The sequence below is a fragment of the Coleofasciculus sp. FACHB-1120 genome, from assembly GCF_014698845.1.
GTDB lineage: Bacteria > Cyanobacteriota > Cyanobacteriia > Cyanobacteriales > FACHB-T130 > FACHB-T130.
In genome coordinates, this window is sequence record NZ_JACJTV010000021.1 from 67,318 (window position 1) to 92,948 (window position 25,631).

Annotated in this window: 18 protein-coding genes and 1 tRNA gene; 12 read left to right on the forward strand and 7 right to left on the reverse strand. The window is 47.7% G+C overall.

The window, feature by feature from the left end; genetic code table 11:
- Nucleotides 1–2: 2 nt before the first annotated feature.
- The 5 genes from H6H02_RS18155 to uvrA all read left to right on the forward strand — a co-directional run bounded on the left by H6H02_RS18155 (nucleotide 3) and on the right by uvrA (nucleotide 6,634).
- A complete protein-coding gene (locus H6H02_RS18155) occupies nucleotides 3–185 on the forward strand; it encodes a hypothetical protein (RefSeq protein ID WP_190820281.1) in 183 nt (60 codons plus the stop codon).
- 249 nt (nucleotides 186–434) lie between these two features.
- Nucleotides 435–1,571 (forward strand): L-dopachrome tautomerase-related protein, encoded by a 1,137-nt coding sequence (locus tag H6H02_RS18160; RefSeq protein ID WP_347342629.1) that lies wholly within the window; start codon nucleotides 435–437, stop codon nucleotides 1,569–1,571.
- Nucleotides 1,572–1,611: 40 nt separating this feature from the next.
- Nucleotides 1,612–1,953 (forward strand): cupin domain-containing protein, encoded by a 342-nt coding sequence (locus H6H02_RS18165; protein WP_190820283.1) that lies wholly within the window; start codon nucleotides 1,612–1,614, stop codon nucleotides 1,951–1,953.
- 341 nt (nucleotides 1,954–2,294) lie between these two features.
- Entirely contained in the window at nucleotides 2,295–3,173 is an 879-nt protein-coding gene (locus tag H6H02_RS18170; RefSeq protein WP_190820285.1) for a manganese catalase family protein, read from the forward strand.
- Nucleotides 3,174–3,631: 458 nt separating this feature from the next.
- The gene (uvrA, locus tag H6H02_RS18175; protein WP_190820287.1) at nucleotides 3,632–6,634 is read left to right on the forward strand and encodes an excinuclease ABC subunit UvrA; all 3,003 of its coding nucleotides are present in this window, start codon (nucleotides 3,632–3,634) and stop codon (nucleotides 6,632–6,634) included.
- Between the two features lie 217 nt (nucleotides 6,635–6,851).
- On the opposite strand, the gene H6H02_RS18180 is transcribed toward uvrA, so the two are convergent.
- Nucleotides 6,852–10,907, reverse strand: a complete 4,056-nt coding sequence (locus H6H02_RS18180) for a PAS domain S-box protein (RefSeq protein ID WP_190820289.1) — start codon at nucleotides 10,905–10,907, stop codon at nucleotides 6,852–6,854.
- Nucleotides 10,904–11,203 carry a hypothetical protein gene (locus H6H02_RS18185; protein ID WP_190820292.1) on the reverse strand — a complete coding sequence of 100 codons (300 nt, stop codon included), beginning with the start codon at nucleotides 11,201–11,203 and terminating at the stop codon, nucleotides 10,904–10,906. The genes H6H02_RS18180 and H6H02_RS18185 overlap by 4 nt, the downstream gene beginning before the upstream one ends.
- Before the next feature lie 268 nt (nucleotides 11,204–11,471).
- Here H6H02_RS18185 and alr point away from each other — a divergent pair, with 268 nt between their 5' ends.
- Nucleotides 11,472–12,662 carry an alanine racemase gene (alr, locus tag H6H02_RS18190; RefSeq protein ID WP_242040771.1) on the forward strand — a complete coding sequence of 397 codons (1,191 nt, stop codon included), beginning with the start codon at nucleotides 11,472–11,474 and terminating at the stop codon, nucleotides 12,660–12,662.
- A 94-nt stretch (nucleotides 12,663–12,756) separates the two neighbouring features.
- Here the strand turns inward: alr and H6H02_RS18195 are convergent, their stop codons facing one another.
- Nucleotides 12,757–13,326 (reverse strand): GNAT family N-acetyltransferase, encoded by a 570-nt coding sequence (locus H6H02_RS18195; RefSeq protein WP_190820296.1) that lies wholly within the window; start codon nucleotides 13,324–13,326, stop codon nucleotides 12,757–12,759.
- 54 nt (nucleotides 13,327–13,380) lie between these two features.
- Here H6H02_RS18195 and H6H02_RS18200 point away from each other — a divergent pair, with 54 nt between their 5' ends.
- Nucleotides 13,381–14,169 (forward strand): mechanosensitive ion channel family protein, encoded by a 789-nt coding sequence (locus H6H02_RS18200; RefSeq protein ID WP_190820298.1) that lies wholly within the window; start codon nucleotides 13,381–13,383, stop codon nucleotides 14,167–14,169.
- A gap of 29 nt (nucleotides 14,170–14,198) precedes the next feature.
- On the opposite strand, the gene H6H02_RS18205 is transcribed toward H6H02_RS18200, so the two are convergent.
- Nucleotides 14,199–15,926, reverse strand: a complete 1,728-nt coding sequence (locus tag H6H02_RS18205; RefSeq protein WP_190820300.1) for an ATP-binding protein — start codon at nucleotides 15,924–15,926, stop codon at nucleotides 14,199–14,201.
- A gap of 490 nt (nucleotides 15,927–16,416) precedes the next feature.
- Nucleotides 16,417–17,697 carry a glycosyltransferase family 1 protein gene (locus H6H02_RS18210; protein ID WP_190820303.1) on the reverse strand — a complete coding sequence of 427 codons (1,281 nt, stop codon included), beginning with the start codon at nucleotides 17,695–17,697 and terminating at the stop codon, nucleotides 16,417–16,419.
- 645 nt (nucleotides 17,698–18,342) lie between these two features.
- Here H6H02_RS18210 and H6H02_RS18215 point away from each other — a divergent pair.
- Both H6H02_RS18215 and H6H02_RS18220 read left to right on the forward strand, forming a co-directional pair.
- Nucleotides 18,343–18,434, forward strand: a tRNA-Ser gene (locus tag H6H02_RS18215).
- Nucleotides 18,435–18,659: 225 nt separating this feature from the next.
- The gene (locus tag H6H02_RS18220; RefSeq protein WP_190820305.1) at nucleotides 18,660–20,027 is read left to right on the forward strand and encodes an ABC transporter substrate-binding protein; all 1,368 of its coding nucleotides are present in this window, start codon (nucleotides 18,660–18,662) and stop codon (nucleotides 20,025–20,027) included.
- A gap of 80 nt (nucleotides 20,028–20,107) precedes the next feature.
- Here the strand turns inward: H6H02_RS18220 and H6H02_RS18225 are convergent, their stop codons facing one another.
- Entirely contained in the window at nucleotides 20,108–21,076 is a 969-nt protein-coding gene (locus H6H02_RS18225) for a hypothetical protein (RefSeq protein ID WP_190820307.1), read from the reverse strand.
- Between the two features lie 391 nt (nucleotides 21,077–21,467).
- On the reverse strand, nucleotides 21,468–22,409 hold the full coding sequence (locus H6H02_RS18230; protein WP_190820309.1) for a serine hydrolase: 942 nt from the start codon (nucleotides 22,407–22,409) through the stop codon (nucleotides 21,468–21,470).
- An 81-nt stretch (nucleotides 22,410–22,490) separates the two neighbouring features.
- Here H6H02_RS18230 and H6H02_RS18235 point away from each other — a divergent pair, with 81 nt between their 5' ends.
- The 3 genes from H6H02_RS18235 to H6H02_RS18245 are packed head-to-tail and all read left to right on the forward strand — an operon-like array spanning nucleotide 22,491 to nucleotide 25,488.
- A complete protein-coding gene (locus H6H02_RS18235) occupies nucleotides 22,491–23,174 on the forward strand; it encodes a C40 family peptidase (RefSeq protein ID WP_190820311.1) in 684 nt (227 codons plus the stop codon).
- A 60-nt stretch (nucleotides 23,175–23,234) separates the two neighbouring features.
- On the forward strand, nucleotides 23,235–24,224 hold the full coding sequence (locus tag H6H02_RS18240) for a glycosyltransferase family 2 protein (protein WP_190820325.1): 990 nt from the start codon (nucleotides 23,235–23,237) through the stop codon (nucleotides 24,222–24,224).
- 22 nt (nucleotides 24,225–24,246) lie between these two features.
- On the forward strand, nucleotides 24,247–25,488 hold the full coding sequence (locus tag H6H02_RS18245; RefSeq protein WP_190820313.1) for an MFS transporter: 1,242 nt from the start codon (nucleotides 24,247–24,249) through the stop codon (nucleotides 25,486–25,488).
- Nucleotides 25,489–25,631: the final 143 nt, after the last annotated feature.

Below are 25,631 nucleotides of genomic sequence, written 5' to 3' on the forward strand. Positions count from 1 at the left end.
CTATGGAAATTGACCGCTCTAATCAGGGTGAAAACACCGTCAAGATTAATAATTTGCTTGCAGAAGTTTATCACTTGGTTGAACAACTCGAACAAGAGGCAGAAGAAAATCGCCAGCGTTTCCAACAAGAGTTAGAAGCCGGCGAGATTCTTACTACTGAAAGTCAATCTTTTGGGCAGAAATAGGTGTTTTGTTAGTTCTCTGGTCGAGATGTCAATGGATTGCGTCTCGTCAGTAAATTGAAACCATGAATGCCATCTAATATAAGAGGGTGCATCAGCAGTCTGCTAGCGCGTCACGGCTGGACGCAGGCGTTGCAAGAGTGTTAGACGAAGCATTCAGTCAGTAGTGCTGACACCGTGAAGTATCTGGAGAGAATAGTGGGAAATGTGGGCTGGCGATCGCTTCCAATTCTTTTGAGCCTGGTGGCTACAATTTCTTTTGCATCGCCCGTTCGGGCGCTACCCACACCGAAACCGGCTGAGAAACCCATTGAGAAAACAGTTGGCAACATTGAATCAGTTGCCTCCTTTAATGGGCCAATGCCTACTGGCGTCACTGTGTCTCAAGACGGTCGAATTTTTGTGAACTTCCCTCGCTGGGGAGACAATGTAGAATTTACCGTTGCTGAGTTAAAAAACGGGACGGCGGTGGCTTATCCCAATGCCGACATTAACCGCCCAAATCCTAACAACCCAGCTGAATCGTTGATTTCGGTTCAAAGTGTCGTTGTCGATCCGCAAAACCGCCTGTGGATTTTAGACACCGGAAGTCCCCAATTTGCCCCCACTTCCTACGGGGGGCCAAAGTTAATTGGGGTTGACTTAAAGCAAAATCGGATTATCAAAACAATTCTCTTTCCCCAGGATGTAGCGCTGCCAACGACTTACTTAAACGATGTCAGATTTGACTTGCGGCGTGGCAAAGCTGGAATGGCATTCATCACCGATTCTTCTAGTTCTGGGCCAAATGCAATTATTGTTGTAGACCTCGCTTCTGGTAAAAGCTGGCGACGGCTGAACAATCACCCCTCCACCAAAGCCGAACCAAATTTTTTGCCCAGCGTCGAAGGACAACCGTTGATGATGCGATCGCCTAATCAACCCCCTAGCTATCTCAAAGTAGGTGCAGACGGGATTGCGATTAGTGCTGATGGCGATCGCTTATTTTACTGCCCTCTGGCAGGTCGCCGTTTATACAGTGTCAGCGTTGATGCTTTAGCAAACGAGCAATTATCAGAGTCGCAAGTAGCAGCAACTGTGGTGGATCTCGGTGATAAAAGTGGTGCCTCAGATGGACTGGAATCAGATGCTGAAAACCGCGTTTACCTGACGAACTACGAACACAATTCCATTCTTCGCCGCCTACCGGATGGAATGTATGAAACGCTCGTTCACGATCCTCGTGTTTTGTGGCCCGATACGCTTTCTGTGGCATCAGACGGCTATCTCTATTTCACTGCCAATCAACTGCATCGCCAACCGAATTTTCATGGCGGCAGAGATTTAAGAGAAAAGCCCTACAGTCTATTTCGAGTCCCCATTGATGGGAATCCAATCTTGCTCCGCTAAGAGCATTTAAACAACATATCTGAACAAGGAAGAAGCAAATATGACAGATACAACTGTGATGAAAGTAGATTCTACCAATTCCCCCAAAGGCGAAATGGGTCAAAAGTATCTCGCAGCAGGCAAAACCATCTCGATGCGTCTTTGGGAAAACGAACAACCCAACGAACCAAAAGAACCAACTGCACGGGAATATGAGACGGTTGGTTATGTCATCAACGGTCGCGCTGAGTTGCATCTGGAAGGTCAAGTAATTTTGCTAGAACCAGGCAATTCTTGGACTGTACCGAAAGGTGCATCCCACACCTACAAAATTCTGGAATCTTTCACGGCAGTTGAGGCAACCTCTCCACCCGCCCAAGTTCACGGGCGCGACGAAGCTTAATCTAACATGAATTAAGCAAAAATACTGAAATCCTGCCCATAAAAAACCCGTCTTCATCAAGAAGACGGGTTTTTTATTAACACAAATTGCTAAGAATAAACTTGAGGCATAATAATTGGTAATTCGTCACTAAATAGACACAGAAATCAAGAATAAATCAGCCAAAATAAACTTAAAACTGTCCTTCTACAGGAAGAGGCAAGACCCGGATTTAAATAGTTTCCTAGAAGAGTAGAGAGCCTAAATTTCACAATCGAAATTTCGAGAATTAGCGAATAGCTAAACATCAATTTTTACCATTTTTTGTTGTCCTGATAGTAAAAAGAATTCGGAGTTTTTGAATGTTTTACCATAAAAAGCAACTTCAGTATTTCACTCCGCCACAAAACCCCGATCCGGTCTACGCCATGAAGATTCAGGAACTCATCGGCGGCACCTTTGGCGAGATGACTGTAATGATGCAGTACCTATTTCAGGGATGGAACTGTCGGGGTCCTGCTAAGTACCGAGATATGCTGCTGGACATCGGTACTGAAGAAATCGGTCACGTTGAGATGCTTGCCACAATGATCGCCCATCTGCTGGACAAAGCGCCTCTAAAAGTCCAAGAGGAAGGTGCCGCAGATCGGCTAGTCGGTGCGGTTATGGGCGGTTCTAACGTGCGGCATGAGATTATGGCAGCGGCAATGAACCCGCAACACGCTATTGTTTCCGGTTTGGGTGCGACGCCATCTGACAGCGTTGGCTACCCTTGGAACGGTCGCTTTATCGTCGCCAGCGGTAATTTGTTAGCAGATTTCCGCTCTAATCTCCACGCTGAGTCGCAAGGTCGCTTGCAGGCGGTGCGAATGTATGAAATGTCAGATGACCCAGGCGTGAAAGATACTTTGAGTTTCATGATCGCCCGCGACACCATGCACCAAAACCAGTGGTTGGCAGCGATTGAGGATATTGTAGACTCTGGACTGGACGACACTCCGGTTCCGAGTTCCTTCCCGCTGGAATTGGAGAAGCGCGAGTATGCCTATCAGTTCTGGAATCACTCTGACGGTACTGAAAGCGCCGAAGGACGTTGGGCGAAGGGCAAATCAATGGACGGCAAAGGCGAGTTTGAGTATGTGGAGAATCCGCAACCGTTAGGGCCAGAACCAACACCTCCGCCTGCTGAACCAAAGTTGCACGGCACCCCAGGTTTTGAGAAGGCACGACACACCAAATAAATGACTGCTGAGAATTAGCTTCCCTGTGTGGCGGCTAATTCTCAACCAAAATCCGATCGATGCCATTGCAGCTAGGACTTCTCAACACACCTGTATTTTTGGGTAATCTTACATCTTGCACTCAACCTGGGGTTTCAACCGCCAAGTGCAAGATGTAAGCGAATGCTAAAGAGGATCGGTTTGCTGAAAACAAGCTACTAAAGAGGAGTTTAACGATACCCTCCGACAACGACTGTCTTGATTGGTCAGGAAAATATTGTGATTTTCCCAGAAGTTAGATAATCACATGGGTGCGATTGGTCTGGGGGAATTGGTCTAGGTGCGATTGGGAATCTTATCACAAAGCCTCTTTGCCAGTTAGAACTTCTTTTCCTCTTTAGCCCTACCCAATTCAGATAAGGGTAAGCGTATCCCCTTGCCAGCGCTAAGATCGTTAAGCACTGTTTCGCTCTGCCCTCATGTCTGACCGTGTCAATCTTTCGGATGCTTTACCAACTGAGTCCTCAAATGGGCATCATTCTACGGGCGTAAATCAAAACAGCCAGAACACGATTCGCATTCGTGGCGCTAGGCAGCACAACCTGAAGAATATCGATCTGGAACTGCCGCGCGATCGCTTGATTGTCTTTACTGGCGTCTCTGGTTCTGGCAAGTCTTCCCTTGCCTTTGATACCATCTTTGCGGAAGGACAGCGGCGTTACGTGGAGTCTCTGAGTGCCTACGCGCGGCAATTCTTAGGGCAGTTGGATAAGCCAGATGTGGATGCGATTGAGGGACTGAGTCCTGCGATTTCGATTGACCAAAAATCGACCTCTCACAACCCCCGCTCAACGGTTGGCACGGTAACGGAGATTTACGATTATCTGCGGCTGCTGTTTGGACGCGCGGGTGAGCCTCACTGCCCTCTATGCGATCGCTCGATTGCGCCTCAGACGATTGATGAAATGTGCGATCGCATCTTGGAACTGCCTGATGGTACTCGCTTCCAAATCTTAGCGCCTGTGGTGCGGGGCAAAAAGGGCACCCATCAAAAATTACTCTCCAGCCTGGTTTCTGAAGGATTTGCTCGCGTCAGAGTTGATGGCGAGGTGTTTCAACTGTCCGATTCTATTGAATTAGATAAAAATTATACACACACGATTGAAATTGTCGTTGACCGACTAATTAAGAAACCTGGTATTCAGGAGCGTCTAACCGATTCTCTTAGCACTTGTCTGCGTCATGCCAGTGGAATTGCGATAATAGAAGTATTAAATGATACATCCAAACCCAAAGAATCCGACCCATTAAATAATTCTGATGCAGAAGATACCACGAAAAACGAAAGTGGGCAAGGAACTTCTCCAAAGGCTGATAATTCCTATCAAGAAAGCTCCAATGAATTAGTCTTTTCAGAAAACTTTGCTTGCCCGGAACATGGGGCGGTAATGGATGAACTTTCTCCGCGATTGTTCTCCTTTAATTCCCCTTATGGTGCTTGTCCTCAGTGTCACGGATTGGGGAGTATGCGGACGTTTTCACCAGAGTTACTGGTGCCTTTTCCAGAGTCGCCGGTGTATGCTGCGATCGCGCCTTGGTCAGAAAAGGATAATTCTTACTATCTCTCCCTACTATACAATGTCGGACAAGCGTATGGCTTTGAAATCCAGACACCTTGGAATCAACTAACAGCAGAACAGCAGCACACTATTATGTATGGTGCTGACAAATCAATCTGGAACGAAAGTCGAAATGATTTTAGACGCTACGCAGGCGTTGTCGCTATCCTCCAGAAACAATACGATGAAACCAGTTCTGACCTAATTAAACAAAAAATGGAGCAATATCTCGTCGAACAGCCGTGTGAAGTGTGCGCCGGAAAACGATTGAAACCGGAAGCCTTGGCTGTACGATTGGGACAGTATCGGATGCTCGACTTGACGAGCGTTGATATTGGAGAAAGTCAGGAACGAATTAATAATTTGAAATTAAGCGATCGCCAGTTTCAAATAGGCGATTTGGTACTTAGAGAAATTAAAGCTAGGCTGCAATTTCTCCTCGATGTTGGCTTAGATTATCTGACGCTTGACCGTCCGGCAATGACACTTTCGGGAGGGGAAGCGCAACGAATTCGCCTTGCAACCCAAATCGGTTCGGGTTTAACCGGCGTCCTCTACGTGTTAGATGAACCGAGTATCGGACTGCATCAGCGAGATAATGGACGCTTGCTGCAAACTTTAATTAAACTTCGCGACTTGGGCAATACATTAATTGTGGTCGAGCATGATGAAGAAACGATTCGTGCGGCTGACCACATTGTTGATATTGGTCCTAGTGCAGGCGTTCATGGCGGAAAAATTGTTTCTCAAGGTGACTTGGAGACATTGTTAGCAGCAGAAGATTCTCTAACGGGTGCTTATTTGTCGGGACGGCAGGTGATTGAAACCCCTGCACAGAGGAGAGAGGGAAATGGGCGATCGCTCATTCTCAAAAATGCCTACCGCAACAACTTAACAAATATCGATGTTGAAATTCCCCTCGGTAAACTTGTCTGCATCACCGGCGTTTCAGGTTCTGGCAAATCTACTCTAATTAACGAATTACTTTACCCAGCCTTACAGCACCACCTCACCCGCAAAATTCCCTTTCCTAAACACTTGGAAGCAATCAAGGGATTGAATGCAATTGATAAAGCAATTGTCATCGACCAATCTCCAATTGGACGCACCCCTCGTTCTAATCCAGCGACCTATACGGGTATCTTTGATGCGATTCGAGATGTGTTTTCCCACACGATAGAAGCAAAAGCAAGAGGGTACAAACCGGGGCAATTTTCTTTCAATGTTAAAGGTGGACGCTGCGAAGCTTGTTGCGGACAAGGCGTGAATGTGATTGAGATGAATTTCCTGCCAGATGTCTACGTGCAGTGCGAAGTTTGTAAAGGCGATCGCTACAATCGAGAAACTTTACAAGTGAAGTACAAAAACAAGTCGATTTCTGATGTTCTCAACATGACCGTAGAAGAAGCTTTGGAATTTTTTATAAATATCCCTAAAGCGGCAACACGGTTGCAAACTTTGCTAGATGTAGGGTTAGGTTATGTCCGTTTAGGACAAACTGCACCCACTCTTTCTGGTGGTGAAGCGCAACGGGTGAAGTTAGCCTCGGAACTCTCTCGTCGTGCTACCGGGAAGACGCTTTATTTAATCGATGAACCGACAACGGGTTTATCTTTTTACGATGTCCACAAGTTGCTAGATGTGTTGCAAAGATTGGTGGATAAAGGCAATTCAATTTTAGTCATTGAGCATAATTTAGATGTAATTCGCTGCGCCGATTGGGTCATCGATTTGGGACCCGAAGGCGGGAATAAAGGTGGAGAGTTAATTGCGGTGGGAACGCCAGAAAAAGTGGCGGAGAATCCGAGGTCTTATACCGGGCAATATTTGAAACAAGTGTTGCAGCAACATCCCCCAAGATGACAACTTTTAATCGGTCAACTTAACTAGGCGCGACGCAATACCAGTCCAGATACAAGTCTAGAAATTGATAGATTTTTAAGGCTGGCTTTTCGCCAGATGCCTGCCCGGAAAAAAGTGCATTTGCTCAATTAAGCAACGAAAGAAATGTAGTCAATACATTCCCGCACTCTAGAAGTGTGGGGCTAGATAAACGAAGCCTGCCTACCCAGACTTTAAGTTAAAATTCTCCTTTTTTTCTGCCGATGAGAAGATAAGTCGTCATCTCGCCTTTTCCCTTGACATGGATAAGACCTCGTTCCTCAAAAACATATTCATCTCGTAATAACTCATAGGTCGTATTGGTGACTTGAATTCGACCGGCAAGACCGTGAGATTCCATCCGAGAAGCTGTATTTACCGTGTCGCCCCACAAATCATAGATAAACTTTTTGATACCAATGACGCCAGCAACCACGGGTCCCGTACTAATGCCGACTCGAATCTGAAAATTTTTCGCATTTTTGAGGTTAAATAGCGCGATCGCACCTTGCATATCCAGCGCCATGTCAGCGATCGCCTGGGCATGATCGCTGCGGGGCATTGGCAGCCCGCCGACAACCATATAAGCATCCCCAATCGTCTTTATTTTCTCCAAACCATGCAGTTCGGACAATCGATCGAAAGCAGAAAATATCTTGTTGAGCAATTCGACAAGTTCGGTGGGTGATGTATCCGCAGAAAGTTGGGTAAAGCCAACAATATCAGCAAACAAAACGGTAACTTCGGCAAAGCTATCGGCAATTATGCTTTCCTGAAGTTTCAATCGCTCGGCAATCGGGGCAGGTAAGATATTGAGCAGCAGCAATTCCGATTGTTCCTGTTGATAGCGCAGTGCTTCTTCTGCGACCTTGCGATTGGTAATATCCTGGACAGTGCCTTCGTAGTAAAGGATTCTCCCTTGAGAATTCTTTACCGTGCGTGCGGTTTCCAAAATCCAGATAGTGCTGCCGTCCTGGCGGTAAATTTGAGACTCAAACCGAGAGACAGAATCATACTTTTGCATGGCAGCAATAAATTCCGTCCGTCGGTTTGGATCAACATAAAGTTGCCGCTCAACGCTCGTTACATTGGCGATTAACTCCTCCGGGGAAGAGTAGCCATAAAGGCGTGCGAGGGCAGGATTCGCATTGATGAAGCGTCCATCCGGTGTTGTTTGAAAAATGCCTTCAACTGCGTTTTCAAAAATACTGCGATATCTTTCTTCGGCTTGCCGCAGTGCGCCTTCCACTTGCTTGCGCTCGGTAATGTCGCGGGAATTAACCACGATGCCTGCCACGAAGGGATCGGCTAGCAAATTGCTCCCCGTTGATTCTAGAAAACACCAGGAGCCATCTTTTCGGGGAAAACGATATTCGACGGAAAAAACACTCTGAGGGTTGTTAAGCGCCTCATGGAAAGCTTCTAAAACCCGGCGACGATCCTCTGGGTGAATCATGCCCAAGGTGTGTACCCCAGTCAATTCCTCTGGTTGGTAGCCTAAAATACTCACAATCGAAGGACTTTGATAACGGGTAATGCCATCTGCGTCATAAATGGCGATCAGATCCGAACTGTTGAGAATCAGCGAGCGAAATTTCGCTTCACTATTCGCGAGGGCGGTTTCTGCTTGTTTGCGATCGCTCGCTTCCATTGCTAAAGCAGCCATATACGCTAAATAAGTCGCAAAATTCTGCTCTTCTAGCGCCCACTGCTTTGGCGTACCGATGTGTTCTAGACAAAGCACTCCCATCGTCCGTCCACCTACCCGAATCGGAACATCCAACATCGAGGTAATGCCTAAAGGAGTTAGATAAGCAGCGGAAAACTCCTTCGTCCGAGGATCGGTATGGGCATCAGAAGCCGCGATCGTGCGTTCTTCTTCTAGGGCTTGGAAATAGCCCGGATAGTCAACTCGGTGCAGCTCCATGCCCCAGCTATGCCGCTCCTGAGTGACTTCATACAAGTCAACGCAGACCAATGTTGGATTCGGTTGGAATGTGCCAGAAGCCGGTTCCTGACTCTCAACGATTTCTTGTCTCTCAACGATTTCTTGTTGATAAAGCCAGATACTCGCTCGTTCGACGCCCAGCGTGTTCGTGGCTGTCTTGGTAATCTCCTGCCAAGCCGCGCTCAAATCGCCCGTGTATAAAGCCTGACACGTCGCTAATTCCATCAACACTAGCTGCTGCCTGCGGAGTCGAGTCTCGCTTTCTTGGAGGGTCGTTTCTATCTGCTTGCGCTGAATGACGGAACCTAGCTGAGCCGCAACGCCCGATACTAGCTCCACCAGCCGCCGATCTTCTTCCTGGCTGTCGAAGTTGAAGAAAAGCAGAACCGCCAGCACTTGTGACTGCCCTAGGGGTACGCCAGTGCTGTGCCCGTCCTGAATCGGCAGAGAGGACGGTTCCCAAAACGTTGTTGCAATAATCGGAATGGCGAAACTCGCTTTTAATCCGCTTTCTTGGGCAATTGCGGCACGCTCAAAAACGGCAGGTGGCACAGTTGAAACATCATCAATCCACTCTGGCTGCTGTGATGACCAAACTCGTCCCGGTAATCCCTTCCCGAAAGTAAAGGTAAGCTTCTGGCTACGGTGTCTGAATTTCTTCAAAGCGGGGGATACCTCATCCTTACCGCCATACCAACCCCGGCTGCATTCGAGAAAGTCACTTCCTAGGTGGGGAATCCAAGCTTCCCCAAAACTCCAACCGATTGTCTCGCACACCTTGCCCAGGGTGACTTGCAAGGCTGAGTGAAAATCTGAGGAATCCGCGATCGCTTGCGTCGTCGTCTGCAACAACCGAATTTCTTCTTGGGCTTGTTTGCGAACGACTTCGTCGCGCTTCGCTTCGCTAATATCCCGAACGACGCCACACACCACCTCTTTGCCACCGTAGGAAATTGAGTTGGCACTCACTTCTACATCCACTAGCGTTCCATCTTTCCGCCGGTAGCGTCGTTCGCCTAAGTAGTGCTGTTTGTTGGCTAAAATTTGCTCGATGTTAAAGTCAATGCTGTCTCGGTTGTGGGGAATGAGATCGTCAAGGGTCAGTTGTAAAATTTCTTCATGGCTGTAACCCAGCAGGCGCTTGAAGGCAGTATTGGCTTCCAGAATTTGAGCAGATCGAGCATCAATCAGCACAATCCCTTCCGAAGCTTGCTCAACCACAGCGCGGTGACGTTCTTCGCTTTCGATGCGATCGCGCCCAGATTTTTCCAACGCTTCTAGCATCCCATTAATCGTCAGTGCCAAGCTGGACAATTCATCCTTTCCGGGAGTCGATACCCGCAGCGAAAGATCGCTACTCGCGCCAATTTTCCGAACTCCCGCACTCAAAGCTGCCAACCGAGACAGCACCAATCGCTCTATCAGCAGCAGCGTCACTCCGCCAAATACCAGTCCTACCACCAACAGACACAAGATGAGATAGCCTAGGCGAATCTTTCCTTGCTTGTAGATTTCTCTAGGGACATCCACCCGCAACAGCAAAGCCGGTTTGCCATAAATGTCTTTAATCTGGGCGTATCCAGAAATCGTGTCTTCGCTGCGCGATCGCACCAGAATTGGGCGTTGTTCTGACAAAGCAGAACGCACGGCTTGGAAATCGGCAGGCATTTGAGGATTGTTCATCCCGTACATCATCACGGGCAAACGATTAATCCTTGCCAACTTTTCAATCGCCCGATCGTCTATATAGCGCCCAAAAATCAAAGTTCCTCGGATAGAACCTTTGCCAGTTGAAGGCAAAATCGGCTGCGAACTAATCAGCATTAGCCCTTCCGGAAGCAGAATGATTCCCGACAGGATGCGATTAGAATTGGGACGCTCTAAAAGCCGGTCGTTGAGAGCCAGGTGTTCTTTGAGAGCTGGTGGAATCGGTGTTTTTTTCTGGTTTTTCAGATCGAACCCAGTCCCAAAGACAATTTCACCGCTGTTATTGATAAACAGCACCAAGTTGATCCGCAAGGTGTTGAGCGATCCTGGATTTAGATTCGACGCAATATAGGCTTGGTTTGGGTTGTTAATAAAGTTGTAGGTATCATCCCACGATGACCAATCGCGAAATCTAGAACTAAAGTCATCCTCAGTTTGGCTAAAAACATTCAGAACTGCCCTAACCAACTGACGGGTATTTTGTTCCTCAGCCTGCTTGAGGCTCCGCAACAAAACGATGGAAGAGGTAGCATATAGCACCCCTACCAGGCCGACGAGTGTCGCGCCAATGACCATTAGTGTCTTCGTTCGCAGTCTCATGCTTTCGTGCTGAGTCCGTCCTGTAAAGCCGGGTTGACCCGTCCGTGCCAAGTGTTGAGAGGGAAAAATGTTAAATTATCTTCTTCAATGTTCCTCGTAAACTCAGCATTCGACACGATTTCTGCCCAATATTGCTGCCAAAGTATATCCTCTAGATGTTTGACGAAAACCGGGATATTTCCATATTGAGTCAACAAGCTGTGTTGGAGAAGCACCCTGGATGGCAAGAACCCCGGAAACCCAACCAGAGGAAAGGCTGGAGTGAATGCCAACATCCTAGCCGCGTTCCGAATCACATCCCCAACCTGTAATCAATAACAACGAGAAACTACTTGACGATCCGGACGCGATCGCTCACTCTAAGTTGTTAACTGTAGGACTGCGCCGAGAATCTTCTCTAGAGAGAATCGATGACAGCGAGAGCTAGATATCCCCATCGTCTAGTAATGGCTTGAAGGCATAAGTTCTAAACTAACAGGTGTGAGTGAGGAGTGAGTCTAAATGCTAAGTTGGGAGCCGACTCCTGTAGGGATGCCTTCCTCTGGGCACCCCAATCTTTCCCAAATGCGGCGAGAAAATTTTACGGATGCGCTCAAGGAACGGGCTTGGGTGGAAATTGATTTAGCCGCTTTAGCTCATAATGTGCGGCAGCTGAGGCGTTTTCTCTCGCCAAAAACGGCACTGATGGCGGTGGTGAAGGCGGATGCTTATGGTCATGGTGCGATTACGGTTGCCGAGGTTGCTTGTCAAGCCGGTGCAAGCTGGCTGGGTGTTGCCACGATTCCAGAGGGAATTCAACTGCGAGAAGCCGGGATTCAGGCACCGATTTTGATTTTAGGTGCCAGTAACACGACCGAGCAAGTGCAGGCGATCGCTCACTGGAATTTGCAGCCGACTCTCTGCACGCCTCAGCAAGCCTTTGTCTTTTCTGAGACACTGGGCACTTTAAATCGTTCTTTATCGGTTCATGTAAAATTAGATACTGGAATGTCTCGCTTAGGCACTCCTTGGCAGCAAGCAGCAGAGTTTGTCGCCTTGGTGCAGCGATTGCCCCATCTCAAAATTGCCAGTATCTACTCTCATCTGGCAACAGCTGATAGTCCAGACCCGACGGTGATGCGGCAGCAGCGAGACAGATTTGAGGAAGCGATCGCTCAGATCAAAACCCAGAGCAAAACCACTGGGATGACGCCTCCCCGTCTGCACCTGGCAAACTCAGCCGCCGCTTTAAGCGACCCAAGCTTACACTACGACATGGTGCGAGTAGGTTTAGCCACTTACGGTCTTTATCCCGCGCCCCATCTCAAACCTGCCATCGACCTCAAGCCCGTCATGCAAGTAAAAGCACGGGTAACTCAAGTAAAAAATATTTCGGCAGGTACGGGGGTCAGCTACGGGCATCAGTTCGTTGCTAGTCAGGATATGCGCCTCGCAGCGATCGCCATTGGCTACGCCGACGGGGTTCCCCGCAACCTCTCCAACAAAATGCAAGTTTTGCTTCGAGGTCAGCCGGTGCCGCAAATTGGTGCGATTACAATGGATCAGATGATGCTGGATGTCAGTGCAATTCCCGATTTACAAACCGGCGAAGTCGTCACTCTGCTGGGGAAAGAAGGAAACGCCCAAATTTCTGCGGATGACTGGGCGGCGACTTTAGGCACGATTTCCTGGGAAATTCTCTGCGGCTTCAAGCATCGCCTCCCTCGCGTGGCAGTTAGTCAACCCCTAGAATCAGAACAGGCTACACCGTCTTGAAGCAAGTTGATAACTCCCAAGCCTTTGCTTCTAGATGCCGTGCCCCGGCACTGCCCTACCCGTACTGAGAATAAAAATAGTGGCAGACGAAAACTCATTTTCTCTGCCAATTTTTATTCGTTAAACTGGTCAAGATATGGTCTTGCCATTCACCTTGAATAAATAAATATTCTTTAGCATATCCTTCAGCAACAAATCCTAATTTTTTCAGTAAATTAGCACTTCGGTGATTGTGGGGTAGATAATTTGCCATCACCCGGTGCATATCTAATTGTGCAAAGACATCATCTATGGCAAAGTGTAATGCTTCCGTCATATACCCTTTACCTTGTTCAAATTCTGCTAAATTATAGCCCAGATAACAAAATTGGGCAGCACCCCGCATAAACCCGTGAAAACTAACATTGCCAATAATTTCTGAGGGGTTCGCGTTCTTGAAAATAAATAATTTCAAAGAGCGATCGCCTTCAAATTCTTTAATATTTTTCTCGACTTGCTCTTGCCAAAACTCATGTGTTAAAAAATCATTAGACCAGAAAGGTTGCCAGGGAGATAGATACACTTGGTTATTACGGTAAAATTTGACAATCTCAGGCACATCTTCTTGAGTTACCATCCGTATTAACAATCTAGGCGTAGAAATCAGCTTGCGTTCCGAATTCATTCTAATTTTCTTATAAAAAAAGATATATTAATTGGAAGTGAAAAACGATTGAAAATGGATATTATTTCGGTTGAAGCTGCGTCGCAGTTATGGAACTACCTGATTGGTCAAGCGTATTTTAAGATTCTACAGAACCTTCTCTGGGCAGCGACAATTCTGCTGCTCACCCGATTAGCTGTAGGCTGGGTGGGGCGTCTTACCCGCAAAGCGCTGGGTCGGACAGAGCCAACTTTACGCAAGTTCTTGATTCAGGTAGCCGAGATTTTCACGCTGGTCGTCGGGATGGTCGCCGTTCTCAACAGATTGGGAATCGAGACGACTAGCGTTGTCGCGGTAGTGGGGGCGGCTGGTTTAGCAATCGGCTTAGCATTGCAGAATACCCTATCTCACTTTGCCGCCGGTGTGCTGCTGATTAGTTTGCGCCCGTTTGAGGTAGGCGATTTTATTGAAGGAGCGGGGGCTGCTGGGGTGGTGGATACCATCGGTATTTTCTCTACCACGCTGGTAACGCGAGACAACGTAGTGATTACAGTGCCGAATGGGCAATTATTTAGCGGAACGCTGAAAAATACCACCGTACTCGGCAAGCGACGAGTCGATTTAGATATTGATATTGGCGATCGCCCGATCGAACCGACTATCACCCTGCTTTTGTCCCTGATTCAACCCCATCCCTTAGTTCTAGAAGACCCAAAAACCACCTGCCACGTTGCCTCTATCTCAGCAACCGGAACAATTTTATATCTGCGTCCTTGGTGTGCATCTGAAGCCTACGATCACGTCCGTTCCGAAGTGCAACAGCTGGTGAAAGAAGCACTGCGAGAGCCAGAATTGTCGCTGTAGTCTTCCGCCTACTTCTGAAAGATGCAGGATTATTCTCGATTGTTCATCTTCATTCTTTTCCCGTGAACTGGCAGTTCAATCCGAAACTCTGTTCCTTGTCCTGGTTCAGACAGACACTTCAGTACGCCGCCATGCTTCTCAACGATAATCTGGTAGCTAATCGACAATCCGATTCCCGTGCCTTTCCCTACAGGCTTCGTCGTAAAAAATGGATCGAATATCTTTGCCCTAATCTCTTCCGGTATGCCAGGGCCATTATCCGCAATGCGAATTACTACATGAGATCGGTCAGAAGAAAGACTGGTACTGATGCGAATCCAAGCACTGCTAGTTGGTAGAGACGCGATTAATCGTGTCTCTAGGTCAGTTGTTGTTTCACGAATGATTGACGGCTGACTATTGACCATTGACAACTCTAGAGCATCTACCGCATTACTCAAGATATTCATAAATACCTGGTTCAAGGGACCTGCGTAGCACTCAACGGGTTGAAGGACGCCGTACTCTTTAATCACTTCAATGCCGGGATTCTGGGCTGTGGGTTTGAGTCGATGCTGTAGGATTAAAAGCGTGCTGTTAATCCCTTCGTGGATATCAACTCGTCTCATCTCGGCTTCATCCAATCGGGAGAAATTTCGCAACGAAAAAACAATTTGATGGATACGGTCAGTACCCACTTTCATAGAAGCCAGAGTTTTCGGTAAATCTTCTACTAAAAAGTTCACATCAATTGTTTCTGCTTTTTTTTGAATCTCGCCATCGGGATGGGGATATTGCTTTTTGTAGAGGTTTAGCAAATCGAGGAGATCCCGAACATAGGCACTAACATAGGGCAGGTTGCCGTGAATAAAGTTGACCGGGTTGTTAATTTCATGGGCGACACCAGCAACCAATTGACCCAAACTCGACATTTTTTCGCTCTGAATGAGTTGGGCTTGAGTATTTCGTAACGTCTTGAGGGTTTGTAGAAGTCGTTGATTACTGCGGCGGAGTGCTTGCTCTACTCGCCGACGCTTGCTGATAGTCCGTTCTAATTTATCCAGATTAATCCGTAACTCCATCTGGCTGACCACTTGACGCCCCAACGCCCGCAGTGCCTCCATTTGTTCGGGGGTGAGATTGCGTGGAATCCGGTCAATGGCGCAGAGGGTGCCGACAGCATAGCCATCAGATGTTACCAAAGGGGTACCCGCATAAAACCGGATATTGGTGTCTGAGGTCACGAGCGGGTTGTTGGCAAACCGCCGATCTTCTAAGGCATTGGGCACGATCAACAACTCATCTGGTTGCAAAAGGGCATGGGCGCAGAATGCCACGTCTCTTGGCGTTTCCGTTGCTTCTACACCGATTTTTGATTTGAACCATTGCCGATTACTATCGACGAGGCTGACTAAAGCAATGGGAGTGCCACAAATGTAGGCTGCCAGAGCTGTCAAATCGTCAAATGCCTCTTCAGGAGCAGTATCCAGAATCTTGTAGCGATTCAGCGCTTTGAGCCTATCTGCCTCATTGATGGGGATGGGTGGGCTGCTGCTAATTTCCTCTGCCGGTTTCGATGGGGTGAGGTTAATTTGATTCAATCCAGAATCGATTGAGGCGTCTTGTCGTAGGGGCTGACGACGTAACTGGCGACGTTTTTTTCTAAAAAGACGACTGTAAATGGTTTGAATAGCGTTCAAAAGAAGGTTCCATGCTGTTGTAAATAGCCGTTTCACTCTGGTATTCTGCACGCTTAAGTTGAGATCATCATAGGTCATTCATACCCTTTCTTTAATTGATTGCAGGTATATGAATGTAGGCACACGACCATGCACTCTTACCAAGTCACAAGTACAAAGCCACAAGTACAAAGTGAATTAGTATCAACGTCACGAATGGTACTGTGTTACTTGAGGTTAACACCATTTTAGGTTGAGGATTTTGGATGGAAAAATGGAACTTACAATCGGATTGTAAAATTTAAATAAAGTATATATAAAACAACATCATCCAATTCCGATCCATTATTTTATTTCTTCCATCACTAATAAATTGCAACCAATTCCCTCGAAATCCGGATAATTTGAGAGCGCTCAACACTCAAACGGTTGCTTTAATAAGAGAATTTTTCTAAGCAATCATTCTGTCTGTAGAATAATTTTTATTTGGGAAAAAGTATACAGGAAAACGAAGACTTCTAGTTGTACCAGCATTACTGGTACAACTAGAAGTCTTTGTAGGGTATTCCCAGGAGAAGCTGCTGCGTAATTAGGCGCTGACTTGAGTGACCAATTCTAATTCTGGCGCGGGTTGTTCTTTTATTAACTGGGTGTAAAGGTCACTCAGTTGAGTCGCTACGCCATCCCAACTAAACATCTTCTCTACCCGGACTCTTGCCTTCTTACCTAGCTGCTTGCGCCATTCTGGATTAGCGAGAATGCGGTCAATCGCGGCTGCAAACGCTGCGGCATCTTTCGGGGGTGCCAGTAAACCCGTTTCTTCGGGGACGACGGTGAACTGGAGTCCGCCGACATCACTAGCAACTACGGGCGTTCCCGAAGCCATTGCTTCAATTGCCACTAAACCGAAGGGTTCGTAATGACTAGGTACGACACAAACATCAGCGGCGGCGTAGTAAGCGGGTAGGGTGTCGTCACCTAACCGTCCGGGGAAGCTGGTGATATCTTGCAGTCCCAGTTCGCCGACAATTTTTTCGATGCGATCGCGCTCAATTCCATCACTTTGACCGGGACGAGAACCGCCGCCGATAAATAGCTTCAAGTTGTCCTGTTGGCGCATCTGGGACTTACCTACGGCGCGAACCACCGTTTCAATTCCCTTGCGTCGGTCAAATCGTCCCACATAGAAGACCATGTGGGTATCGGGGTCGATTCCCAGTTTCTCTCGTGCGGCTTCGCGGGTAACGGAACCAAACTTGCGAATATCGGTGCCGCAAGGAATGATATCGATGTTGCCTTTTGTGGAAACGAGCGATCGCATATGCTCTTTCTCTTGCGGACTGGTGGCAACAATCCGTTCCGCTGTCTCTAAAACTTTTCTTTCTACCTCTAGCCGAGTGCTAGCAATCAAAGGGATTGTCGAAACCGACTTATATTTAACCGCTCCCAAAGAGTGGTAAGTATGAATTTGCTTGATGGGTTGAACTTTCTTTAGCTCCATTCCCACCCATGAGGAGAGCCAGTAATTGGTGTGGACTACAGAATATTCGATGCCCTCTTGTTTCTGAAACTTGAGCATCTGTTCCACAAACACTGGCAGATACTCAAACAAATTGTCTCTGGGAACAAACTCTTCAGGTCCAGCCGTTAAGCGAATCGTTCGACATCTAGAACTGTGTTGAACAATCGTGGGTTGATCGGGACTAACTTTGCGAGTAAACATATCTACTTGCCACCCCTGTTGAGCAAGTGCCTCGCCTACCTGACGTACATAAACGTTTTGACCGCCAGCCTCTTCTTTACCGATTTCAATTGCCGGATCTCCGTGGACGGAAACGAGAGCAATGTGCTGGTTGTTTGTGGAAAGCATAATTTTTATCGGTTTTTTAACTTAACGACTTCCAGGGCAAAGCAGGGGTTGATATTCTACTCAGTTGCCTGTTTAGCCCACGAGAACTTAAGGAATCTTTACTTACTGTGCTTATAGCATAAACTTTGTTGTTGCTGATGAACATCAACTACTGGAGAGAACCTACTACCCGAGTTTATTCACCCTTCTGGGGGAGGACAGGGTATAATACGGCGTCATCACATCCCCCTAAAGAAGGGGATTTTTAACTCGAAGGGCAGATAAATAACGTCTCTAACGAATGGGTTCCCGTTTTTCCGTCCTCCGACAGTTAGGGAAGTGAGGATTTCTAGACTGAATCGTGTAACGCGGAACTATTTAAATCGTCCAAGCTTGACGGACACTGGGTTATAACCAATTGGTGGATTTCCGTACCATTTATGCCGGGTTAGCTAATAGGTAATTTATACTAAGGGGGCAAAAAATAAGCAAAGAGTCGCAACGGGGAGGATAAAGCATGGGTTTCCCGCGGCAAAGACTCACTCAGAAAGACTGACTCACACAAAAAGACTGGCTCAGAATGACCAGGCATCGAAAAAAAGAAGATTTTTTTTGAATAGCAGTTCCGATTCATTGATCTCTGCTATTATGTATATTCGTCACCTAGGAGAGGTGGCTGAGTGGTCGAAAGCGACAGATTGCTAATCTGTTGTACGGTTGGTAACTCCGTACCGAGGGTTCGAATCCCTCCCTCTCCGTTTTAAAAGCATATTCAAGACAAAGCATACCCAAAAGAGGCAAGAGGGGAAGCTCAACAGCGAAAACCAGTCGCCTCACTCTTCACGCCTTAAATCGCGCCTTAGAGCGATCGCTTCTTCTACTAGCTAAAAAGCTGGCAGAAGATATGGCTGTATTCTTAAACAACTGAGATCAATTAAAATATTTGATTTCAATCGTGGACTGTTGAAGAGTTAAACACCCAAATGAGCAGACCCGCTTCAGCCAAAAATATCAAACCGAGTTGGGCGATCGCCCTAGCAGTTACCACCATTACGACAAGTTTTCTAACCGTTGCTTGCGAAAACCCCTCTCAAACAACGCCAGGTAATAACACGCCAACCAGTACAACCAGTAGCCCCGCCCAGACTACAGGTTCTACCCCAGCCACCAGCGGTTCCGGACTCAAGATTGGCTCACTGCTGCCGACCACTGGCGACCTATCTTCCGTAGGGCAACCCCTGCCAGATGCTATCCGCCTGTTAATAGACACCGTCAACAAGTGTGGCGGCGTCAATAGTCAGCCAGTCACATTTATTCCTGAAGATGACCAAACCGATCCCAACGCTGGCACCGCAGGAATGACCAAATTAACGGAAGTAGATAGAGTTGCTGGCGTCGTCGGTTCCTTTGCCAGCAGCGTTTCTAGTGCCGCCGTACCTGTTGCTGTCCGCAACAAGGTGATGTTTATCTCACCGGGTAGCACCAGCCCAGTCTTTACCGAACGAGCCAAAAAAGGAGAATTTCAAGGTTATTGGGCGCGGACAGCTCCCCCCGATACCTATCAAGCTCAGGCTTTAGCAAAACTAGCTAGTGACAGAGGATTTAAGCGCGTTTCCACCATCGTCATCAACAACGACTATGGAGTTGGTTTTGAACAAGAATTTGTACAAGCCTTTAAAAAATTAGGAGGCACTATTGTCAACAAACCAACTCGCTACGACCCCAAAGCCGCTACTTTTGAAAGCGACATACTAGAAGCGTTCAAGGACAAGCCTGATGCGGTAGCAGCAGTTGTTTATGCTGAAACCGGCAGTTTGCTCTTAAAATCTGCCTACGAACAAGGTCTAAGTAAAGGCGTCCAGGTGATGCTGACAGATGGTGCTTATTCGGAAGACTTTCCCGAACAGGTCGGCAAAACCAGCGATGATCAATTTATATTAACTGGGGCAATTGGCACGGTTCCCGGTGCTAATGGCCCAGCACTGGCTGAGTTCACCAAGATTTGGAAAGAGAAAACCGGAAGGGGATTGAGCGCCTATGTCCCTCACGCCTGGGATGCTGCCGCTTTGATGGTACTAGCAGCCGAAGACGCTAAATCAAATAGCGGCGAAGGCATTAAAAGTAAAATTCGTGATGTCGCCAATGCCCCTGGCACAGAAGTGAGCGATGTTTGTCAGGCGCTAGAACTGGTACGGAAGGGTGAGGAGATTAACTACCAGGGAGCTAGCGGTAACGTGGATATTGATGCTAATGGCGATGTGGTGGGTAGCTACGATGTCTGGGCAGTGGAACCTACGGGTAGTCTAGCTGTGACCGGCAAAGTCAGCCCCCAAGTAGCAGTAACCAAATAAAAAGTAAGAAAGTACAAAGGCAAAAGAAACAGGAGAAACCAAATTTTTCTGTTATCTTTTGCCCTTGATTTTTACCTTCTCTAGAAACCAGGGAAGGTGTAACCCACGCCCAGAATTAGTCCCACTGGCACTTCATCGCTTTGAAATCCGATATTTAGAGCTGCATTTGCTGTAAATTGCCGTGTCAAAGGTACATCGACGCCACCCGTAACCAGGAAACCAATGTCGCTGTCATCACCCGTAGAAATCGTGACACCGCCACCCACGTAAGGGGCGAATCTGACGGGTTCAAACGGATCTGACTGTCGGATGTTAAAGTCGTAAGTCACTGGAAGCAGAAAGGTCGTATCGTCACCGAGTAGCACGGAAGGGCGTACAGACAACGTATTGGTTAGACCAATTTTGCTGATCACGGCGAAACTACCATCGCCCAAAGCACTATCACCCCCGAAACCAATATTGAAGCCAACCCCGACGTAGCTTCGACCGGCACGAGTGGCTCGACCGAGTTCGATGTCGGTTTGAGCAATCTCAGAGTCATTGGGTAAGTTTGGAGTTTCAGCAGTTGGTTGCTGTGGTGCGGCGAGAGCGGCAGCAGAAGTGGTTACGCCGGGAAATGGTTGCGTAGTAGCAGTATCATCAGCCGCTGCCAAGGAGGAAGGCTCTGAAGCCACGGGCTTTGTGCTTTCTTCAACCAGCGTTGCATCTTGGTACTCAGAGAGAATGACCGGCTGTTGGCTCAGATTATATTGTGTTGAGACCGGGGCTTGCGGTGCAGCCGGGACTTGTGGTGCAGCCGGAACAGTTGATTGGGTAATCGGTGTGACATCTGCCGACTTGACAACTGGCTTGACAACTGGCATACCCATTACTGTTGGCTCAGCGATCGCTTCAGATGCGGCAGGTTCTGAAGTCTCAACGACCGCAGGAGTCTTTTGGTCAATGACTGTGGCAGTGGACTGGGCTGTAGCTGACAAGCCACCGCTGAAAACTGTCAGTGCCGTCAGACCTAGTAAGAAAGAAACACGCTTAGAAAAGATTGTATTCACGGTCACTCCTCAAAAACTTCCTCAAAAATCTACGAAAGCCAACCTTAATTGCCTATTCTCTCGGAAATTATATTTCCCTGTCGTCAATTTAGGAAATTTTAAAAGAATTTGCTACCCACCAAGGAAGGATTATGCGCTGAAAGTGGCTAGTATTCGACGAAATTGATGTTGACAGGTGAAATGGAATAAAGAGGGTCAGAGGGTGATAAGAGAGATTTTTATTCCCGATTCCTAGGCTTTATCTCCAAAGCAGCGATCGCAATTTCTAGACGTGGATGCTGGGGATGCGATTAATCGCTCACTTTGATTTTGATAACGAAGAAACCCTTTTTGACAGGAAAACGGGTTTCTTTGTCATTGATGAAGATCGCCTCTGTAACCGCAGATTGCACTAGGTAAGGGTGTCCATTGCCGCTACAACTTGCTGGGAAACAAAGGGGAGAATCGCTTTGTTTTTACTATTTGCTTTGCCTTCGGTGAACACAATCAACAGATAAGGTTGCCGTGATGGTAGCTCGATATAAGCGGCGTCATGGCGAACTTGGCTTGTCCAACCGGCTTTAGACCACAATTGGGCATTTGGAGGCAGTCCGCCACCTAAGAAACCCCGAACCTGATTTTCCTCATCGGGGGCTTCATCGTCTTCTGGATGGAGGCTGCGTTTCATCAGTCCCATCATTGCTTGCGATCGCCCAGAGGAAACTGCAACGCCTCCGACAATGGTATGTAGCAGCCTCGCCGTGGCGTTGGTCGTCACCATATTGCGGTTTTCCCGCATCTCCCCTAAAAATGCCCGCTCTCGCCCATAGGGGCCGTCACCCCAAGGTTTTTGATTAACATTGATGGTTTCCATCTCTGTCCAGCCGAGGGATTGAAAGTAGCGATTCACGATATTGCGCTGCAACTGCCAGGTTTCAAACGGCCCCGGTGGCAACTCTGGACCGCTAGTGGTGCCAGTCAATACATCCAGCACCAAGCTGGTGGCGTCGTTGCTCGAATCAATAATCATGTCGCGGATGGCCCGCTCTAACTCCGAGGAAGTCTGGAGCATATTTTGTTCCAGCCACTCTTGTACAGCAACCAGATAAAACAGTTTAACGATGCTGGCCGGAAAGATTCGCTCAACGCCGCGATAGCTAAAGCCTCGGACTGGATATTTCCAAAATTCCTCTGAGCTGAGGGCACCGCCAGTATTGACGGGCACTGGGGGATCGTACACTACCCAGGTTAAGGCAATTTGGTTGCGGGCTAATCCCGGAAATTCTGCCCAAGTTGCTTCTAAAATGCGATCGCCTAATTTTTCTAGTTGTGCGTCTTTGTGAAAAAATGTCATTTTTATCAGTTGTTATCAGTTGTCAGTTATCAGTGGTCAATTGTTCAATAGTTTGTACCACTGACCAACAACCACTGACCCATGACCCATGACTCATTCCGCGAGTACCAATGTCGAGTCAATCTAAACCTCTATGATTCCCCCAGTTGTACTCGTTTGGCAACTCAGGCAGTAACCGGACGTCACTTGCGGATTTTGTCGCCAAAGACGGAGATATTGTCTATCCAGGTTTGTCTGAGTGAAGATGACTATTCCGGCTGGGTGGCAATTCAAGACCTCAAAGAGATTGAGGAGGCTCAAACGGCCTACGAAGCTTATACTATCTCCCCGACAGAAATTCAAAATCGCATACCCCAAGTCATTGCCTTTATGCAAGCGGCGATGCAACAGCCGAATTATTATCTCTGGGGCGGAACAGTCGGACCAAATTATGACTGTTCCGGGCTGATGCAAGCCGCTTTTGCAGCCTCTGGGATTTGGTTGCCAAGAGATTCCTATCAACAGGAAGCTTTTACAGAATCGATTGCGATTCAAGAGCTACAATCAGGTGATTTAATCTTTTTTGGCATCGGCGATAGAACAACCCATGTTGCTTTATACCTGGGAGAAGGACGTTATATCCATAGTTCCGGTCAAGAGCAAGGTCGCAACGGAATTGGGATTGATGTCCTTTCGGAACAGGGAGATTCGATTAGTCAGGCGTATTTTCGGCAACTGCGCTCTTGCGGGCGAGTGGTTGCCAGTTATCAACCACAACGACAATAAGACACCAAAAGGTGGGAGGCAATCGTGTTAATTCCTGAAAGACTGGTAACGCAAAGCGAAATGTCTGCTGACGATATCCCCGATATTTCTGTAGTAGTGCCGGTTTATAACGAGGTAGAAAGTTTACCCCACCTAGTTGAAGCGATCGCAACCACTTTAATTGCGACGAATCTGAACTACGAAATTATTTGCGTGGATGATGGTTCCAAGGATGGCTCAGCACAATTGCTAAAATCTCTGGTGCAAACCCACAAAAATTTAAAAGCAGTGCTTCTGCGTCGTAACTACGGTCAAACTCCGGCGATGTCTGCGGGGTTTAACTATGCGCGAGGCAAGGTGATTATCACAATGGATGGCGATTTGCAGAATGACCCGGCGGATATTCCTCGGCTCCTAGCAAAGTTAGAAGAAGGCTATGACTTAGTGAGTGGCTGGCGTGAAAAACGACAGGACGCCGCTCTGACTCGTCTGCTTCCGTCTAAAATCGCTAACTGGTTAATTGGGCGAGTCACGGGTGTAGAGTTGCATGATTACGGTTGTTCCCTAAAAGCCTACCGCTCAGAATTGGTGGCGGATATGAATCTTTATGGGGAATTGCACCGATTTTTACCAGCTTTGGCGTTCATTGAAGGGGCAAGAATTACTGAGCTGCCAGTAGGGCATCATGCCCGCCGCTATGGAAGCAGTAAGTATGGGCTGGGGCGGACATTCCGAGTCGTGATGGACTTGTTAACCGTCTACTTTATGAAAAAGTTCCTCACCCGCCCCATGCACGTCTTTGGGCTGTTTGGCATTATTGCAATGGCATTGGGGACGCTGCTCGGTCTGTATTTAACGATTTTAAAAGTGGGTTTCGGTCAGAGCATTGGCGATCGCCCGTTATTGATTTTGGCGGTCGTACTGCTAGTGACGGGTGTGCAATTGTTTTCTTTTGGACTGCTTGCGGAATTGTTAATGAGAACTTATCACGAGTCTCAGGGCAGACCAATCTATCGGGTGAGGGAAGTTGTTGGGCCGAATGTTAACAATAGTAAACAAAGGGAAGGCTAAAAGTGTAAGAAGGAATTAAGCTTTGAAAGTTTTTTGGACGCTAGAGCCGCCCAGTCGTCGCAATCTGTTGGTTTTATTTACGGCTGGGCTATTATTTTGGTCTAGTATGGCTTCTTTGCTCCCGACGCTGCCGCTCTATATCGAGGATGTGGGCGGCACGACGCAGCAGATTGGGATTGTCATGGGGTCATTTGCCCTCGGACTGGTTCTGTGTCGCTCGTGGCTGGGGCGTTTGGCAGATCGACGCGGTCGCAAGGTGGTCTTGCTGATTGGCATGACCGTGGCAGCGATCGCGCCTTTGGGCTATCTAGTTGTTAAATCAATTCCCCTGTTAATGCTGCTGCGAGCGTTCCACGGGATTAGCATTGCGGCTTTTACGACGGGTTACAGCGCCTTAGTGGTTGATTTGTCCCCAGTCTCCAAGCGGGGTGAGTTAATTGGCTACATGAGCTTGGTAACGCCGGTGGGGATGGCGATAGGGCCAGCAGTTGGGGGTTATATCCAAGCTGGGATTGGTTACACGCCGTTGTTTCTGCTCTCTTGCGGACTAGGAGCGATCGGTTTAGTTTGTGCCAATCAAGTCAAAGAACCCCGAATCGTCCACGAGACAACCGATTCATCTGCCGATTCATCCGAAACTCAACAATTTTGGCGGCTCCTAGCAAGTCCTCGTTTAAGGATTCCAGCTATAGTGTTGTTGCTGACTGGTGTAGCGTTTGGAGCGATAAGTACCTTCGTACCTTTATTTATTAAAGATGCCAAAGTTGACTTAAATCCGGGGTTATTTTACACAGCAGCAGCGATCGCGTCTTTCATTTCCCGCATCATCATTGGTCGCGCTTCTGACCGTTACGGACGCGGAATTTTTATCACTGGCAGTATATTCAGCTATGCATTGGCAATGCTGATGCTGTCTCATGCTTACACTGCCCGTAGCTTTTTAGTAGGCGGTTTTTTGGAAGGCGCAGGAGCGGGAACATTACTGCCGATGATGATTGCCTTGATTTCCGACCGTTCCTCTCCCCAAGAACGAGGCAGAGTTTTTGCTTTGTGCATCACGGGGTTTGATGTCGGGATAGCGATCGCGGGTCCTGTTTTGGGTTTCATTGCCGAACCCATTGGCTACCGAGCAATGTTTACCATTACGACGGTTATTTCATTCCTGGCGCTGATTATCTTCGCTACCTTATCCAGCAAAAATTTATCCCATTCCCTCCGCTTTGCTTTCGGACGTGAAAAGGATGTCTATGCCTTGAATAAGTGAGTAGCGATCAAGAGGCTGAACTCGCTGGACGAGAGATATAGCTATCGCCATACAAGTTAGGACACAGCTTGCTGTAGGACAACCTCGATTGCTTCGCGCAAACTTGTCGTATTGCGTCGTTGCTTGCGAATTCGACTTTTCAA

Excerpts from the sequence above, each read along its gene's own strand:
- H6H02_RS18170 (WP_190820285.1), top strand. The coding sequence starts at position 2,295 with ATGTTTTACCATAAAAAGCAACTTCAGTATTTCACTCCGCCACAAAAC.
- H6H02_RS18165 (WP_190820283.1), top strand. The coding sequence starts at position 1,612 with ATGACAGATACAACTGTGATGAAAGTAGATTCTACCAATTCCCCCAAA.
- H6H02_RS18235 (WP_190820311.1), top strand. The coding sequence starts at position 22,491 with ATGACCCATGACTCATTCCGCGAGTACCAATGTCGAGTCAATCTAAAC.
- H6H02_RS18180 (WP_190820289.1), bottom strand. The coding sequence starts at position 10,907 with ATGAGACTGCGAACGAAGACACTAATGGTCATTGGCGCGACACTCGTC.
- H6H02_RS18155 (WP_190820281.1), top strand. The coding sequence starts at position 3 with ATGGAAATTGACCGCTCTAATCAGGGTGAAAACACCGTCAAGATTAAT.
- H6H02_RS18210 (WP_190820303.1), bottom strand. The coding sequence starts at position 17,697 with ATGCTTTCCACAAACAACCAGCACATTGCTCTCGTTTCCGTCCACGGA.
- H6H02_RS18240 (WP_190820325.1), top strand. The coding sequence starts at position 23,235 with ATGTCTGCTGACGATATCCCCGATATTTCTGTAGTAGTGCCGGTTTAT.
- alr (WP_242040771.1), top strand. The coding sequence starts at position 11,472 with ATGCGGCGAGAAAATTTTACGGATGCGCTCAAGGAACGGGCTTGGGTG.
- H6H02_RS18195 (WP_190820296.1), bottom strand. The coding sequence starts at position 13,326 with ATGAATTCGGAACGCAAGCTGATTTCTACGCCTAGATTGTTAATACGG.
- H6H02_RS18205 (WP_190820300.1), bottom strand. The coding sequence starts at position 15,926 with ATGACCTATGATGATCTCAACTTAAGCGTGCAGAATACCAGAGTGAAA.
- H6H02_RS18230 (WP_190820309.1), bottom strand. The coding sequence starts at position 22,409 with ATGACATTTTTTCACAAAGACGCACAACTAGAAAAATTAGGCGATCGC.
- uvrA (WP_190820287.1), top strand. The coding sequence starts at position 3,632 with ATGTCTGACCGTGTCAATCTTTCGGATGCTTTACCAACTGAGTCCTCA.
- H6H02_RS18200 (WP_190820298.1), top strand. The coding sequence starts at position 13,381 with ATGGATATTATTTCGGTTGAAGCTGCGTCGCAGTTATGGAACTACCTG.
- H6H02_RS18220 (WP_190820305.1), top strand. The coding sequence starts at position 18,660 with ATGAGCAGACCCGCTTCAGCCAAAAATATCAAACCGAGTTGGGCGATC.